This window comes from Pseudoalteromonas sp. Isolate6 (assembly GCF_022398435.1).
Classification (GTDB): domain Bacteria; phylum Pseudomonadota; class Gammaproteobacteria; order Enterobacterales; family Alteromonadaceae; genus Pseudoalteromonas; species Pseudoalteromonas galatheae.
The window spans coordinates 1-17024 of the sequence record NZ_JAKEVK010000090.1 but is presented as its reverse complement, the minus strand read 5'-3'; the positions used below and the strand labels follow the sequence as shown (position 1 = coordinate 17024).

Below are 17024 nucleotides of genomic sequence, written 5' to 3'. Positions count from 1 at the left end.
AAATTATCTCGATAACTACAAACCACAAAAAGCGAGAATAAAGTAACAATAAATTAAAATACCATCACCTCAACTAGGCATCTTGTTGCTTATCCATAAAATCAGCCATACGCGCGAGTAATTCAGCTTCTGTGAGATCTTCTTTGTGCGTGCCAATCGTCCAGACATGACCGAATGGATCTCGTAGCGTTCCCGCCCTATCACCATAAAACTGATCACAAACGGGCGTGACTTGTTGCGCCCCCAATTCAATTGCCCCCGCAAACACAGTGTCCACATCGTCAACATACAGCATCAAGCTAACCGGCGTGCCGCCAAGCTCTTTGGGATCTTTAAAGTGTGCATCAGGGCACATATCTGAAAGCATTACATAAGAGTTACCAATCAGCAGCTCCGCATGAGCCACCCCTCCATCTGGCATAGGTAACTGAAGCTTTACGCTAGCACCAAAAGCGGCTCGGTAGAACTCGATGGCTTTTGCTGCACCAGCCACAATGAGGTAAGGCGTGAGTGAATGATAACCGCAAGGAATTGAAGAGGTCGCCATTATATGGATCCTATAAAGTCCGTTAAATTCCCTCTAAACCTAGCCGATTATTTGAAATATGCGAATTAAAATTGCGATGCTCACGTAGTTTCAGCGATGAGATTTACTCATAACTCGAGTGTTGATTAACGAATTATTTACCTATATGCTGATTTGGTTTTGTTCATAAAACACACAACAACATGTAAGGGATCAGTATGAAACCAACCTCTATTTTACGATTGGCTTGGACGAGCGGTGCTCTCATCCTCGCAAGCCAAACAAACGCCTACGACTGTAGTAATTTAAGCCCTTGGTCTGAACAACAAGTCTACAGACAAGGGGATGTTACACAGTCCCAAAACCAAGCATATGAAGCTAAGTGGTACAGTCAAAACGACAATCCAGCAGGACACTCCGGTCCTTATGATGTCTGGCGGTCACTGGGAGCTTGCGCAACGGGCTCAGGTCAAGCCCCGAGTGTCGTACTCACCAATCCAAATGATGGCGCTGTGCTGGGCGAAAATGACAACGCTGTTTTTTCAGCTAATGCCAATGATGTCGATGGTGATCTGGCTTATGTCGAATTCTTAGTGAATGGGCAAGTCATCGCAACGGACAATACCGCACCATTTCAAACCACTTGGAACGCAGTACTTGGCGAATATAATATCAGCGCAATTGCCACTGATGCCCAAGGGCTAACCGGAAGTTCGCAATCAGCACGGATCACAGTAAAATCGAGCGGGGAAAATTTACCACCGAACGTATCCATTGCAGCTCCAGCCAACGGCCAGCAGTTCTATCAAGGGGATATGGTAGGGATCAGCATCACAGCCGAAGATAGCGACGGTACTATTGCGGGAGTGGAAATTAGCCTGAACAACCAGCTTGTCGCGGATCTAACCACCCCACCTTTTCAGTTTGAGTTCCAAGCGGAACAAGTTGGCGTAAACCAACTCAATGTAAAAGCGATAGACAACCAAGGCTTGATGAGTGAGGCAAACCTTGCCATCGGTGTGTTAACAAAAGTAGGCGGAGGCTGCCAAGGCCTAAGAGCATACAGCGCAGGACAAAATTATCAGGCCGGTGAACTGGTCGCTCATAATAATCATAAATATCGCTGTGATATTGCAGGTTGGTGTAGCTCAAACGCGCAGTGGGCATACGAGCCAGGTGCAGGCCAATATTGGACCGATGCATGGAGCGATTTAGGGATCTGCGCAATCGCGCCAACCGTAACGTTCGAAAGCCCATCCAATAATGGTACTGTTTTGGTCAATGCGCCCACCACTATCTCTGTCAGTGCTCAAGATACAGACGGCAGTATTGCTACGCTGTCACTCTATGCCGACAGCACACTCCTCGCCACAGCCAATCAAGGAACGCTTAATCACAGCTGGACACCAATAGCCCTCAATCCAGTGAGCTTAAAAGCCATTGCCGTCGATAACGAAAGTAATCAAAGCGAGCAAACAATTACAGTGAATGTAACTGATAAACCGATTGCCGTTGATTTACTCGCCCCCACTAGCGGCAGCCAAATTACCTTGGGTAATTCCACTCAATTGATTGCACAGGCATCCTCTTTTGTTGGACAAATCACACAAGTCCAGTTTTATGCTGATGGCGTGTTACTCAATACAGACACAACGCCACCCTACGAATATAGTTACGCACCGGCCTCAATCGGCACAAAAACACTTTATGCCACGGCCACTAACGACAATAATGATCAGGTGTCCAGTAGCGGCGTAACAGTTCAAGTCATCGACAAACCCATTGGTAAAAAGCACAAACTGATCGGCTATTGGCATAACTTTGTCAATCCAGCTGGTTGCCCTATTCCACTTGATCAGATGTCTACTGCTTGGGACATCATCGATATTGCCTTTGCTGAAAATGATAGAAACTCGAATGGCACAGTGCACTTCACACCATTTGAAAAAGACATTCGCTCTAACTGTCCGCCTATCGACCCGGTAAAATTCAAATCCGACATGCAAGCACTACAAGCGCAAGGTAAAGTTTTTGTGTTAAGCCTAGGTGGTGCAGAAGGCACAATTACCCTCAATACGGATTCCGATGAAGCAGCATTTGTCAGTAGCCTCACCGATATTATTCAACAATGGGGATTTGACGGGCTCGATATTGATTTAGAGAGTGGCTCGAACCTTGTGCATGGCTCTCAGATCCAAGCTCGGCTGCCTAGAGCATTAAAGCAAATTGAACAAAATATTGGTGGCAATATGGTACTTACCATGGCTCCTGAGCATCCCTATGTACATGGTGGCATGATTGCCTATTCAGGTATTTGGGGTGCTTATATTCCACTTATAAACGAGCTACGCGATACATTAGATTTACTTCACGTACAGCTATACAACAATGGTGGCCTACCTAACCCATATGAACCGGGAAGTGCTCCTGAGGGCTCAGTGAACATGATGGTTGCCCATGCAAAAATGTTGATTGAGGGATTTGACCTTGCTGATGGCACCCGCTTTGCGCCACTTCGGGATGACCAAGTAGCCATCGGCCTGCCTTCTGGTCCACAGTCGGCAAATTCAGGCCAAGCGCCTATCGGCAATATCATCAATGCCTTAGATTGTTTAACCAAAGGTACAGGATGTGGCACTATCCAGCCTAGCAAGGCTTATCCAAACTTTGGTGGCGTGATGACATGGTCGATTAACTGGGACAAGTACGATGGCTATAACTTCTCTCAACCCATTGGCGATAAATTAACGCAGATGAATCAAGGAAATTAAAGTTACATTGGCCTGAGCTTGGTATTTACGTCAAATGTTATTCTGAGCTCAGGTTGATTAATCAATAAAATGCAAAAAATAAAGGCAGGTACTAGCTCGTAATAATTTAGTCCTGAATTTAAGTTGTGTCGCCCGAGACTAAAAACACTCAACCCAATTAAAGCAGCAATCCAATGATTAGGGCCTGTTGATCTTTGTATTTTTGCCAGAATCGCTCTGAATAACCCTATAACTTAGGCTATGTCGCAATCAGCCAACAACACAAGCAAACAAGGTTGATAAACAGTCAACAGCTTTTTGCTTGGAAATAAACTATTTCTCCCCTACTATTAGAATGTTACACGCAAATTCATAATGAATGCCAAGGTCGATATGAAATCTTTTCCCTCGCTTTATTTAACAAACCTATTCTTAGTCGGTGGGACAGGCCTGCTGACTACTTACTTAGCGCTTTATTTAGGCCAGCACGGCGTCAGTACGTTTTGGATTGGCTTGCTTACCTCGTTTTATTACTTGGGTTTGTTGCTAGGTGCCAAATTGGGCTACCACCTGATCAAATCCGTTGGGCATATTCGTGCGTTTGCGGCAAGCACAGCAGCAGTGACGGCCTGCGTAGCAATACATGGGGTGAGTGACAATATCTATCTTTGGCTTGGACTACGACTTGTGGTGGGTCTTGGCATGATGTGTAACTTTATGGTGCTCGAAAGCTGGCTTAATGAACAAGCGGCACCTGAGCAGCGAGGGCGGGTATTTTCTTTTTACATGCTCACCTCCTACCTCGGTATGGTAAGTGGACAATTTGCGCTATCTAACTTTCCAGAGCTTGGCTATGCCCCGCTGTTTTTAATTGTTGTTGCCTTATCCTTTGGAATTATCCCCATTTCAACGACGAGGCGGATCCACCCGAAGCCACTTAAGCCCATTCAAGTCAGTTTGTTTACCTACTTCAAAAAAGTGCCCCAATCTCTTACGGCGGTTTGTTTTGCTGGTGTAATTAATGGCAGCTTTTATGGCCTTGCCCCGACTTTTGCCAGCCAATCAGGATTTAATGCCGAAGAAATTGCCATGTATATGTCGGTAACGATTTTTGCAGGCTTGCTTGCTCAGTGGCCAATGGGCGTTATCTCCGACCGAGTCCGCAGAAGCATATTACTGCGCAGTAATGCTGTTTTTATCGGATTGATTTCTCTTTGTATATTTTTGCTGCCACTGAGTCCAAGCTACAGCCTTTGGCTAACTTTTGGCTTTGGGTTATTTGCATTTACCATGTATCCACTTTCTTCAGCTCTGGCAAACTCGCGCGTTGATGATGAAGACCGTGTTGGTGTTTCTTCTGCGCTGCTGGTGGCGTTTGGGGGAGGTGCCTGTGTTGGCTCAGCCTCTATTGCACAGATCATGTCCCACTTTGGTCATCAAGCGTTATACGCTTCATTAAGCGTGCTAACCGTTGTCATGTTTTTACTCCTTCACTTTATCAACGCCAGACAAAAGGCCGAACAGCCAGAGCCTAGCGACTATGTTGCTGCGACTTCTGACATTACCAGCTCACCGCTCGCTGCCACCATGGATCCGCGTATCGAGGAAAAAACGGCGCACGAGCAACTTCTTGTCGTTGACGAAGACGCGCCTCGCGATAACGACGATGAACTCGATGACAATGAGCAAAATAGTGAGCAAGTCGAGGAACTGGATGAAACAACTAACAAGACTCAGCCATAGCCTGACTGATAAGCACTAGTCGCCAAAGATTGCTTAATCAAGGTGTTATCAGCTATGTTTATAGAATGTAGCTGAGGAGTATTGTGATTTGCAAAACACTTGGATTGCCTTTTGTGGCGTTATTTTGCTCATAGCCTGTACCATAGCCAATAGCTGTGAGCTTGCAGTGCTTGACGGTAATGTCGTGCTCAATTCCTCGAAGATACAGCCTAAATGTCGTTTTAAACAAGATCAAACCGGACAGTTGTCTGCTGCGGCTAAGTTCACCTCGGCGCTAACTCGCCAAATGCCAAATTCTAAAATACAGCGGCTATCACAGGAGCACGCTCAGCAATCATGCAACATCGACGCGGCCCAAGGCAGTTTGACGTGTACATTTAATGGCAAAAGCGACCGCTTCACGCTGACTAACACCGTTAAACAGGGGAAAATCGCATCTACAAACTGGCAAGATGATGAATATGTTTACCTTGGTTGGATGACTAATACTGAGGTATTAATGGGCTATATTGCGTTTGGCGCGCTTAACAAGCATATCGCACCCTTTTTCATTCCCGCCTCTCAGTTTTGCCAATATGGTTTGAGCTCGCATATTATCGATCTTGGTAAAGGCGACTTATTATGCCAAAACCACGAGGGGGTTTGGTCTCATAGCCGTTTACTGCCCTTACCCCAGCCATGCCAACAACCACAACAAATGATCCAAGATAAAGGTGGTATTTGGGCGCTGGAATTTAACAAGAATAGCTACCAGTGGCAGATCTGTAGATATAATGATAACGCAGGTAGCTTGCTAGCCGCATACGAATACAGCATAGATTTAAAGGCAACGCTGGCTCGGTATGACTTACAGCCAAGTGATTATACCCAACTTACTTTTTTATCCAATGCCGATACTAACGCTATCGCGAATACGGTGGAAATAGATAACGTCTTTCCGGTCAGTGATATTACACCGGAGCTTGACCCACAGACGATAGAGCTACCTATTCAGCAGCTACGATACAAACTGACTAAGCGAGATTAATTGCCACTTACTCTTGTGCTTCGTAGCACTTGCGTTTCGCTATTTTGCTTTCTAAATTGATTTGGCGTGGTCCCCGTGGCTATTTTAAATGCTCTAGTAAATGGCCCAACCGACGCAAAACCACTTTCCAGTCCAACGACAAGTACCGGCCAATGCTGTTTAGCGGGATCTTGTAACAACACCTTGGCATGCTCAACTCTCAACTCATTGACCAATTGGCTAAAATTTCGCGCTTTCAGGTTTTGCCGTATCACTCGGCTTATCTTGTATTCAGGTTCATTAAATTGCTGAGCTAAGTCAGCAACTTTTAACCCTTCTTTGAGAAAGCCTTTTTGATCGATAAGAAAGTGTTCCACCTTCTGCTGGAGTGCAATATCATCCTCAGTTTGTGTTGTTCCATTTGATTCAACGCACCTAACGGATGTTATTGTTCGTTGAGACGAAAATCGCCAATACAGTAACACTTGCGCCGTCAATATAATGAGGATGGCTGCGCTTGTCACTGCCCATTCTTGAACCTCACGATTATCGGCAAAGCGATTTTCGACTAATTTGGTGCCTGCGACGCAAATAAAATAAGCAGACAAGAATAGCACCCGTTGTGCTTTTTCTTGCCCTTGAGACTGCGAGAACCCTCTGCATCCTTCCCAAAATGCCAGCATGAGTACACTAGATGACAACAATAGGGTAAGCTCATACGTCGCAATGTTAAGCCACTCCACAAATCCGCTAGCATTCATGTGTAATTGGCTGTCGATAAATAAATAGCCCTGTCGCCACACGACTAAGGCAGCAATGGCAATTGCAAATACAATATGTCTTTTTAAAATGGCATATTTTTCTCTAAATAATGCCCGAGCAAGCAACCAAAACCCATTACAGGTCACACAAGCACCCATGCCAATTAAATACTGATATCCATTTAAGGAGTCCTGAGTCAGTTTTTTGGTCGTGGCCAATGCTATTGAGCCGCACACTAAAGCAAAGAGTAAATGTGCTGCTTTTTTCTCTTTTACAAAGAGCTGAGCAATAACCAAAGTACAACATAGGCTAAGCAGAAGTAGGTAGTAGTTTTCAATAGTCATGGTGATTGAAGGAATATTGATAGACACAGAAACTCTAACAGCCACACCAAAAGCATTCAAATTAACTTTGTAAGTAAACTTAACACCACCATTTTTAAAATTCGGCCTACTTTCTTTGCTTTGATTTTCAAAATCAAAGCGACGAGATAGCAAAACCTTGTCATTTTATATATCAAGTTTATTGATTTATAAGGATAAGTATTTTGTCTTCCCTCAATCTAACCAATTCAACAAGGGTGTCCTTTAATCCATTTAGCGTACTGAGTGGTGCCGTGAAGAGCTGGGTATGTGTCGCATTGCTCGGGCAATGGATGTTTGCTGTTTATATCTTAGGCCTATATGCCATCCCGCTTATCGCGGGGCTCACAGAGCAAAGTGCGGCTGCTTCACCAGCGAGTGGGCACACAAAAGATGCCAAGGTATTTTTTAGCCACGTTTTACCCGCTGTGATTTTGGCCACCAGCGGCTTATTACAGCTTATTCCTACGGTGCGAAAACGCTTTCCACGCTTCCACCGTTACAACGGAAGAGTATTTTTTATTCTCGGTATTTCGGGCGCACTCACCGGGTTATATCTCACTTGGGTAACCGAGCTTAGGCTAAGCGATGTTGGTGCCATTGGGATCACACTCAACGGTATATTAATTCCCATTGCGATATTTTTTGCTTGGCGCGCCGCCATACAAAAAAATATCGCCGCACATCAACGTTATGCCGCGCATAGTTTTTTCTTGGTGAATGGGGTGTGGACGTTTCGTCTTTATTTGTTTGGTTGGTACATGGTCAACCAAGGCTTCAATGGCAATACCGCAACCTTAGACGGCCCTGTCGATATATTTATTTCGTTTGCCTGCTACCTGCTACCAATGGCACTCGCAGAACTCTACTTTTGGGCAAAACGCCAAACCAAAGCCAGCGCACCGGTGTGGGTAATCGCGGTGATGATGAGCCTAGGTTTTGTGATCACCGCGATTGGCGTCTGTGCGGCCGCTATCATGATGTGGTGGCCACGCATTTCAGCCGTCTTTTTTAGTTAAATTACAGTTTAATCAGTTACAAATAATTCCTCGGCGCTGCTATATAACCCGTTCCTTGTCGTTTTGACTCGTGTTAAATTAGCGATGATTTTTAAGCAAGGAACGAGCGGTTATGCAAACTAGGTTAGTTACTCACATTGTTATCGTGGCTATTTTTATATTGCTGTCAGTTGGTAGCGCTGTTGCGAATAACTCAGCAGATGCGAACTCGACACTGCAGCTTTCGTCCGCTTATTTTTCGCAAAAAAGAACGGTTCATATCGTCCTACCACCAAGCTATGAGCAAGGCAATACAAGCTATCCAGTGTTATATCTAACTGATGGTCAGAGCAATCTTGAACATACCGCTTCAGCGGCTCGTTTCTTGGCACAACAACATAAAATACCGGAACTTATCATTGTTGCCATCGAAACCAACGAACACCGCACTCGAGATCTGACCCCGTCTTATCGCAAAGGCAGCCTTGCGGTACTGGGACATTTTGCAGGTCCAACACGGCAGCAAAATCCGGGCGGTGCAGAAATGCTACTGCAATTTATCGATAAAGAACTCATCCCTTACGTAGACAAACATTATCGCACATCAGGCTATCGCGCGTTAGCAGGACACTCATTCGGAGGGCTGTTTGCAACCTATGCACTACTTGAAAAACCCGATTTATTTAATGGTGTGATGTTGGCAAGTCCAAGCCTTTGGTGGGATAAAGAGCGATTATTAAATGACTTACTGGCAAAAGCGTTAATCAACAAGTGTATCTACATCAGCATGGCAGACGAAAGCACAATCATAACGCAGCCATTTCAACGTCTTAATGATGCTTGGCGAAAGCCAAATGGAATTGACTTCAAAGCGCAGCACTTTAGCGGCGAAAGCCATACGAGCGTCGTCTACCCGAGCTATTATCATGGTCTGCAGCACCTATTTAACCATTACCAACCATCCTTGAAGGTAGCTGCTGCCGGTGTCACTCAGCTGGAAAATCATGTCGCCATCGCTAAGTCACTATATGGACTAAAGGCTTACCCCTACGACGCACTGACTTCGCAAGGGTATGCCGCCCTATTCGAACGTAACTTCACTGCGGCCATCAACCTGTTTAGCTTTGTGAGCCAACACAACTCAGAATCCCTCAATGCACTGCAGCAATTGGCGATGGCTTATCAGCAAAAAGGAGATAAGCCATCGCTATTAAAGACCTACCAAGCCATGCTTAAACTTGAAGGGCTAAGTGAAAGCGAACAAAAACATTTGCTCTCAGAAATCAAAGCATTGCAGCATTTACATTAACTGATTTTTCTAAAGTGGTGATATTCACTCAACGCAAGTGGCACGGAAACCACAGGGTTTTGTGAATACACCGTGCCCTCACTAATGTTGTGCCGCCAACACATTAGCAGTAGCACACGGTTCAAGTGCATTTAATAAACCGTGACATGATCCATAGTGATGTCATTCTCAGCACCACCGATGGCGAGGTAAATATACTTAGGTTTGCCTTGAATATTGGCTAGGCTTTTTGCGAATGCTTTTGGAAAAAACAAACGCTCCCTTCAACCTTGTGCCTTTTTAAACACTGCCAGCAACTGACTTAGCACCGCCGCAATAATGACTCCAATCACCGCACCCAATCCAAGCTTGGCGATAATACTCAAAAACCAGCTCATTGCAGGGAGCAGCTTTTCAATAGCGTGAACAATTTCTTCAAGTGAATGGAACTGGTGAGCCAAAATATCAACGCCAACTAAAAGCATTGCCAACACACCGGCAACTGACAAAAACTTCATCAGACCGTTGGCAAAATAAAGCAACCCCTTACCCACTCCACGTTTTATCGCCGCAAGTGTAGTCTTACTTACGTCCTTAATCATGGCTAAACCAATATCATCAAGCTTCACAATCAAAGCCACAATTCCGTAAACTCCAACGGTCAGCGCAAGCCCTATTAACGAAAGGACTATTGCTTGCTTTTCGAAAGGCTGATCAGCAATCGCCCCCAGCGCAATGATGATAATTTCCGCCGATAGAACAAAGTCGGTAACGATAGCGCCCTTGATTTTGTCTTTTTCAAACTCGACTAAGTCAATACGCTCATCCTCAAGCGCTTTGACAAACTCATCGGTTTCTTGCTGTTGCTCCTGACGGTGAAAAATAGCGTGGAGAATTTTTTCCCCCCCCTCAAACAGCAAGTACAGCGCCCCTAAAGTTAGCATAATGGGGATCATAAACGGCGCAAAGTAACTGCAAGCCAAAGCAACGGGCACTAAAATAAACTTGTTCAGCAAGGAACCTTTAAACACTTTCCATACCACTGCAAGTTCCCGATCTGGTTTGATCCCACCCGATAGTTGCTCTGCGTTGACGGCAAGATCGTCTCCTAACACCGGCGCGGTTTTAGTTGCAGCTAATTTTGTTAGCGCAGCGACATCATCGAGCAAGGCAAGTAAGTTTGCAGATGGCATAGCACACTCCTTTAGTTTAAGTTGTTCATCAAGTGCAGTTGTCAAATAACTGCTTATGTAACGCGCATATAGTGCTTGCAAAAATGCCAACGCTCAACAAAAAAAAGTTGAAAAATCAATCGCCCTAAGTGTGTGGCTGTCTATCATACAGCGCCCAGCGCAATGATGATAATTTCCGCCGATAGAACAAAGTCGGTAACGATAGCGCCCTTGATTTTGTCTTTTTCAAACTCGACTAAGTCAATACGCTCATCCTCAAGCGCTTTGACAAACTCATCGGTTTCTTGCTGTTGCTCCTGACGGTGAAAAATAGCGTGGAGAATTTTTTCACCCCCCTCAAACAGCAAGTAGAGCGCCCCTAAAATTAGCATAATGGGGATCATAAACGGCGCAAAGTAACTGCAAGCCAAAGCAACGGGCACTAAGATAAACTTATTCAGCAAGGAACCTTTAAACACCTTCCATACCACAGCAAGCTCCCGATCTGGTTTGATCCCACCCGATAGCTGCTCTGCGTTGACGGCAAGATCGTCTCCTAACACCGGCGCGGTTTTAGTTGCAGCTAATTTTGTTAGCGCAGCGACATCATCGAGCAAGGCAAGTAAGTTTGCAGATGGCATAGCACACTCCTTTCGTTTAAGTTATTCATCAAGTGCGGTTGTCAAATAACTGTTTATGTAACGCGCATATAGTGCTTGCAAAAATGCCAACGCTCAACAAAAACAAAGTTGAAAAATCAATCGCCCTAAGTGTATGGCTGTCTATCATACAGCGAACATGATATTGCAGGCATGACTGCTTCAAGACAACTTAAATGTTGTTTTAATTCTCTCGGCTCGGTAATTTTTTTATATCGTATCCAAGGGATCAAAGGCGTAGTGTCGTCATGCTCTGTAGTTAGATAAGCCTCATACCCTTTTATCCATTCATTCAACAAACCAAATGCATACGCATAAGGTAACAATGCTTCGTACTCCGCCTTTTCGACTCCTTCAGCAAAGCAGTGCTGACTCTTTAGTTTAATGTATTGATAAAATTGCTGAGACTGCAATACCCAAGCTTTAAATTGCTTGGAAGGCCCGATAAATGAAAAGAAAGCCGCAATAAAACCTAGGTAAAAGAAGTGAAAAACCACACTGGTACCATTCACCAGCTCATCATCACCATCAACACACATCCATAATAAGAATAAGTAGGTAGGAATATAAATTAACGCACGTACAAGCCACATTTCTCGGCTCTTTTTATCTTCGCTGCGATGTTCTATGAACATCTCTACAATAAGCACCGCAATTAATAATATAGAAGTGCACAATAAAACTACAATTAAACTACCCGCAAACACTTGCCACCCATTGCCAGCACCAAGTCCAATCACAACAAAAGAAGCACCTAACCAAAGTAAAATAGGCACAATAAAAGCAAGAAAGTTTACATTATGCTGCGCTTTTCCCACTTCGGCATTATTCACATAATGGCATATTATTTCTGTGAAAGACGTCCTCCCCTCGTTTCCTTTGTTAATAACAAAACGGTTTTTTATCACTCGTTTTCGCTTGCGTTTTCCACTCGAGTTTTGCACGTCTTGCTGTTGATAAAAGTAACGTTGCAGCTTACCACTTAACCCAATCACCTCTGACTCACTCGGCGCTTCGGGGTTTAACTGAATTTGGTGCAGCTTTTTTGGGTCAGCATTACTAAATTCATCATTGTTTTTACCCCGTTCGCTAATCGTTAACTGTTTCGCCACTGCAAGCTTTAACACCTCAGCTAACGCGTCTTTTGCTGTTAGCATGCGTTCGATATTTGCAGCAACCAGCTCTCTTACCAAGCAAATCGGTAAATCTGGTGGTTGAGTGGAACAAGGAAGCGCATCGGCAAGTTTTGGCAATGCATGGAGGCGCTTGCGCGTTTGCCACACAGCCAATGCAAATAATATTAAAAACGGCAAAGCAATAAATAACACTCTAAACGGATACCATACTTTGCGGTAAAGGTCATTATCCTTAAATACACCTTTTTCAAACGCGAGTGCGATTTCTCCCTGTGCTTTATCTGCGATCTCAGATTGACTCTCGAATAGGAGCTGATTACGTCCATTAACTATTCCATCGCGTATCAAAAACGCATCATTGTTTAGATGATCGACAAACAATTGGTGTTCCTTGAGCGTCGCAGTTTGAGGGTAGAAAATGGAGACAGTAAGCTTTTTAATTTTCAGATTAACATTAGGAAAGAGTGCATACGTCAATTCGTCCAATGCCGGATAAAATCGCATCCGGTTTTTTGATTGATATCGCACTTCAAATTGCTGAGCTTGCCCTTGCTTTGGAAGCTGCTCTTTGCTTATTACGAGCGTTACTGCACTTCTATCGTAGTTATACTTCAGTGCATAACGCACTTCTTGCTCGTCGATTTTTACTGAGTCAATGCTGATATCGCTCAGATAGTGTGTACCATCTGGATATCTCACATCCAGCTCAATTGTTTGCGCGAGTCCCTGCCAATCGAAGTTTCCCCCTTGCAATATGCCTTGCTGAGTAACTTGAAGTGCACCAGATTTATTAATATCGAGATTAACTTGTAGCTGAGAGAAGTGAGGATCCGCTACTGACGCATCTTTAAATTTTAAATAAGCCAGGGAAGGCGCACTCACGAGCAATAAAATGATTGCCAGCAATACACCATAAAGCGTGGTAAACCAAAAGCGTTTAGTCATTGTTCAAATCCTTTGAATGCGCAGCGCTAAGTCTATGTAACTCAGCTCAATTTGCGCAGCAGACTAAAGCAAATAAGGTCTAATTTCAACACTAAAGTCACCATTAAAGGAGCCGCTTTTGGCGAGTAGACCTAGATAATATTTGCACATCACCGATTGGCTTTTTGGCTATACGCACTCCCTTTTAGTGCAACTAACAACCGCCTTAGCGCACAGTAATTGACACCGAAATAGCGCAGTGATCGCTGAGCATTCTCTCTTCAGACATATCCGCAAAAAAATGTACGCTGGGGTCAAATTTTACCGTGTTTGCAAGCTTGTTGCTTAGCAATATATGGTCAATCGGAACTGGGTAACGTGGGTGACAACCTGTCAGTGTTTTAGTTGCGTTTACCAAAGGTGCAGAAGCATTATTTTGGTGCTTGGTTAACTGCTGCCAAAATTGATTGTCGCCATGACTTAAACGATGATTGAAGTCGCCCAACACAATGGTGTTGCTATTTGCGCGTTTCTCCAACCAAGACTTAAGTACTGGTAATTGCTCTGCCAGCAATCGACAAGCTTTTTTATCCGAAGTCGAGTAGTTATCAACAAAACAACCGCTTTTAAGGTGAACATTAAGCACTGAAAGCTCACCAAACTGAGTATCTAAGGTCACAACTAGGCCATGTCGTAGCCCTTCAACATTCACGCTAAGTTCGCTCACGTTATCCACTTTGCTTGGGACAAGGTTATTTCTAATCGCAAACGCGGTTTTCTGTTGTGTGGACAGGTTGCCACTATCTCTACAATCATACGTCGCGCTATCTGCTCGACTTGAAATCAGTAATTGCCATTCACTGCTTGGAAAGACCTGCTCCAGCGCTTTAACCGATGCGACCTCTTGCAGCGCAATAACATCAGCATTAAGCCCTTTTGCATAATCGCGCAATGCGCTTATCTCCTGCTCGTCACGAGGCCTACACCCTACGCTCGATGGATATGCTAAATGCTCCATGTTCCAAGTCGCAATTTTAAGCGGTGCGGCGATTGCTTGGCTGCTCACCTTAGAGATACCGATATTTGAAGGCTCTGACTGGCATCCCAATAGCGAAAGGCCAAAAATAGTGCTAAATACAAATGCTGTTAATTTTGTTGTCATAATGAATCCAATCTAGGCGATAAAATCTAAAGTCAGTAGTAATCGCTTTTCCCCTGTAACTACTGCTGGTGAGCGATGCACTAAGCCACGGCCTTCATTACCGTCCCAACGCTCACCTTTTAATAATGCCACATCCCCACAGGCAAGCGATATTGCGTCTGCTTCAGGAGAAATAGTCAGTTTGTTGCCATCCCTTGATACATGCTGGTTTCTAAGCCACTCGCTGCCAGCGCCTGCGAGTGTAGTCACCAGTCGTACTGGCACTTTATCAACATGAAACTTCGGGCACATTGCAGTCTCGAGCGTTTTTAACCGTAAGCCAACGACGCGAAGCTCAAATAAGCAGCTAAACATATCCACAATTTCAATAATATGCGCCACCATCGTATCGCTAAAATTCAAACGCTTTAATGGCTCACTAACTTCGCAAGTGATCTTGCTAGTCGCAATTTGTAGGGCTAATTCTAGCTCTTTTGCTGTTTCTAAGTAGCGCCCAAACTCTGCTTTCAAAGCAGATGATAATGCATGTTGCCAAATCACAATATTGGTGTTGGGCTCATAAATCTTGGTTAACACGGTGGCATGCTCTGACTGCTGGTGATGCAAAGAGTCCACGTCAAACAACGGCTCCATAGGCATAAGGCTATTCATAGTAACTCCAAATAGGGTTTTATTTAGTGAAAATTGCGACGCAGCGCATAGTTTCGAAGATGAGCGTAGGAGATGAGCATAGAGCCAAGCACTGTGAACAAGGTTTCTCCACCTTGTTCACCCAAAAAAGTTGCTAACACCAAGAGTGTGCAGCCCACGAGCCCTAAACTCACGACAAGACACGACTTATGCCGCACATAGCCAAACCCGAGAGCGAATATACTAATGGGTATTACGGCTATTAATAACCACTGATGAAACACCTCATCAGATAGCGCTAATAGGCCCGCAAAGGGAGGAAGTACAATTAATAAAAAAGGTAATATTAAACAATGGACTATACACAACATAGATAACCCAATTGCTGCCTTGTCTCCAAACGACTGCACTTTTGCGCTCACGCTTTCTCCTTCGTCATGCCTATATTGATTTGATACAATATAACATACCAAATAAAAAAGAGTGAAACATTAAAAGCTGTAAAAGTAAAAGGCCGTCGCGCCGTCTCTAAAAAGCGCATAATTGCGAGTGTTTGAAAGATGGTAGTGACGTTAAGTTTTATCTTCAGAGACAGAAAAGTACAGGAAGTGCCAGATACAAAACTTAACTATTGCCGCGCTAGTCGCTTTTTAGGCTAAGCGAGTGCTTACACATAGCCAAAAAAGCGAGGCAAGTTAGATGACCTCTTTATGCATTAATTTCGACTACCGCAGTATTGGCAGTAACCCAAAAGCCAAGAAGGTACAGGCAATTAGTGATAATAATGACCCAGAACGCACCATAATCTTAACGGTTAATTCTGCAGTGACAGTTGATGAAAATCCAGCTCCAGCGATTGGAAGTGCTATACTTGCACCTGTTACAGATGCCAAAGTTATTCCCAGCCAAATAAGGATAAATCCCAAGGCCGAGCCATAAGCCACAAAGAGTTCTAAAGATAAAGGCAGCTCGACCAACGACCAGATAACACCAAAGATCGCTAGGGCCATTCCACATTGAACAGCAGTTAAGTGAGCGGAAAGCGCCATTCGGGAATTTTTAACCACTGGTATCAACGCACCTTGTATTAAACCGGCAAGAAACAAAGCCATTCCAATAAAGATGAGTCGAGCGCCTATCTGTGTCAGTTCTATCATGATGTGCTCCATGCATGTATAACACTTAGTTTGGCGACGCCACTTACACTCCTGAAGTTATCAATGTAAAGCGACGAGTTTTGTTCCTGATGGCTTCTAAATTTATGAGCGATATTCATTATTAATCTCCGTTGAAAAAAGCATGGTAAACAACGGAGTACTAAAGTTCATTCACCTAGATTCATTTTTTAATTTACTCAATGTTTGGGGAGCGACACCCAGATAAGAGGCCACATGATAAGACTTAACTTGCTTAAATATATAAGGGTATTCATCGAGTAAACGAGCATACCTCTGTGCAGCAGTCTCAGACATGAGAGAAAGGACACGTTTGTATGTTGCAGAATAATAGGTGTTATGTATCCATGTCCGTGCTAATACCTCCCACTTTTTATCTTGCGATAAAAGCTTATCAAGTGCTTCCAGAGGCGCCACATAAAAAACCGAATCTTCAAGAATTTCAAAGTTAAGCATTGACCCTGTTTTTTCATAAAAGCTTACGCTATCGTCCATAAAGTGATTTAAACCATGCTTACTTTTTCCACGAAAATAGAGCTGCCAAGTATGATCTTTGCCATTTATATCACTTAAATATGATCTGGCTAAACCACTTTTAATAAACCATATTTCATTAAACACCTCACCTGCATGATGTACCGTTGTTCCTTTTTTTACGTGTTTAATGTCAAATATTCCGCAAGCATAATCCCATTCATCATCATTGACAGGAATAAAATGCTCAATCATTT

Annotated in this window: 15 protein-coding genes and 1 pseudogene; 5 read left to right on the top strand and 11 right to left on the bottom strand. The window is 44.0% G+C overall.

What is annotated here, in order from left to right:
* Positions 1 to 73: 73 nt before the first annotated feature.
* Positions 74 to 547: a VOC family protein gene (locus tag L1D50_RS13305; RefSeq protein ID WP_128725498.1), complete on the bottom strand. Its 474-nt coding sequence runs from the start codon at positions 545 to 547 to the stop codon at positions 74 to 76.
* Positions 548 to 744: 197 nt separating this feature from the next.
* Between L1D50_RS13305 and L1D50_RS13300 the strand changes: the two genes are divergently transcribed.
* From L1D50_RS13300 to L1D50_RS13290, 3 genes are all read left to right on the top strand, one after another.
* Complete coding sequence (locus L1D50_RS13300; protein ID WP_239966200.1) at positions 745 to 3297, top strand: Ig-like domain-containing protein; 2553 nt, start codon at positions 745 to 747, stop codon at positions 3295 to 3297.
* 372 nt (positions 3298 to 3669) lie between these two features.
* Positions 3670 to 5019 (top strand): MFS transporter, encoded by a 1350-nt coding sequence (locus L1D50_RS13295; RefSeq protein WP_239966199.1) that lies wholly within the window; start codon positions 3670 to 3672, stop codon positions 5017 to 5019.
* Positions 5020 to 5107: 88 nt separating this feature from the next.
* Complete coding sequence (locus tag L1D50_RS13290; RefSeq protein WP_239966198.1) at positions 5108 to 6046, top strand: hypothetical protein; 939 nt, start codon at positions 5108 to 5110, stop codon at positions 6044 to 6046.
* On the opposite strand, the gene L1D50_RS13285 is transcribed toward L1D50_RS13290, so the two are convergent.
* On the bottom strand, positions 6043 to 7158 hold the full coding sequence (locus L1D50_RS13285) for an AraC family transcriptional regulator (RefSeq protein WP_239966197.1): 1116 nt from the start codon (positions 7156 to 7158) through the stop codon (positions 6043 to 6045). The genes L1D50_RS13290 and L1D50_RS13285 overlap by 4 nt on opposite strands.
* A 176-nt stretch (positions 7159 to 7334) precedes the next feature.
* On the opposite strand from L1D50_RS13285, the gene L1D50_RS13280 reads away from it, so the two are divergent.
* The gene (locus L1D50_RS13280; protein ID WP_239966196.1) at positions 7335 to 8168 is read left to right on the top strand and encodes a DUF2306 domain-containing protein; all 834 of its coding nucleotides are present in this window, start codon (positions 7335 to 7337) and stop codon (positions 8166 to 8168) included.
* A gap of 112 nt (positions 8169 to 8280) precedes the next feature.
* Positions 8281 to 9456, top strand: coding sequence for an alpha/beta hydrolase-fold protein (locus L1D50_RS13275; RefSeq protein WP_138522392.1), 1176 nt, complete (start codon positions 8281 to 8283; stop codon positions 9454 to 9456).
* A gap of 131 nt (positions 9457 to 9587) precedes the next feature.
* Here L1D50_RS13275 and L1D50_RS23445 read toward each other — a convergent pair whose 3' ends face one another.
* The 9 genes and pseudogenes from L1D50_RS23445 to L1D50_RS13235 form a co-directional block, all read right to left on the bottom strand.
* Positions 9588 to 9710 carry a hypothetical protein gene (locus tag L1D50_RS23445; RefSeq protein ID WP_275660194.1) on the bottom strand — a complete coding sequence of 41 codons (123 nt, stop codon included), beginning with the start codon at positions 9708 to 9710 and terminating at the stop codon, positions 9588 to 9590.
* Between the two features lie 9 nt (positions 9711 to 9719).
* Positions 9720 to 10628 (bottom strand): DUF808 family protein, encoded by a 909-nt coding sequence (locus L1D50_RS13270; protein WP_239966195.1) that lies wholly within the window; start codon positions 10626 to 10628, stop codon positions 9720 to 9722.
* Between the two features lie 146 nt (positions 10629 to 10774).
* A pseudogene (locus L1D50_RS13265) lies at positions 10775 to 11248 on the bottom strand (DUF808 family protein); the annotation flags it as partial.
* A 125-nt stretch (positions 11249 to 11373) separates the two neighbouring features.
* Positions 11374 to 13347 carry a DUF2207 domain-containing protein gene (locus tag L1D50_RS13260; protein ID WP_239966194.1) on the bottom strand — a complete coding sequence of 658 codons (1974 nt, stop codon included), beginning with the start codon at positions 13345 to 13347 and terminating at the stop codon, positions 11374 to 11376.
* Positions 13348 to 13552: 205 nt separating this feature from the next.
* Positions 13553 to 14488, bottom strand: a complete 936-nt coding sequence (locus tag L1D50_RS13255; RefSeq protein WP_138522386.1) for an endonuclease/exonuclease/phosphatase family protein — start codon at positions 14486 to 14488, stop codon at positions 13553 to 13555.
* A gap of 12 nt (positions 14489 to 14500) precedes the next feature.
* Positions 14501 to 15139: a DUF1826 domain-containing protein gene (locus L1D50_RS13250; RefSeq protein ID WP_138522384.1), complete on the bottom strand. Its 639-nt coding sequence runs from the start codon at positions 15137 to 15139 to the stop codon at positions 14501 to 14503.
* A gap of 23 nt (positions 15140 to 15162) precedes the next feature.
* Positions 15163 to 15540, bottom strand: a complete 378-nt coding sequence (locus tag L1D50_RS13245; RefSeq protein ID WP_128725488.1) for a MerC domain-containing protein — start codon at positions 15538 to 15540, stop codon at positions 15163 to 15165.
* Between the two features lie 303 nt (positions 15541 to 15843).
* A complete protein-coding gene (locus L1D50_RS13240; RefSeq protein ID WP_138522382.1) occupies positions 15844 to 16275 on the bottom strand; it encodes a hydrogenase in 432 nt (143 codons plus the stop codon).
* A 171-nt stretch (positions 16276 to 16446) separates the two neighbouring features.
* Entirely contained in the window at positions 16447 to 17022 is a 576-nt protein-coding gene (locus L1D50_RS13235; RefSeq protein ID WP_239966193.1) for a Crp/Fnr family transcriptional regulator, read from the bottom strand.
* Positions 17023 to 17024: the final 2 nt, after the last annotated feature.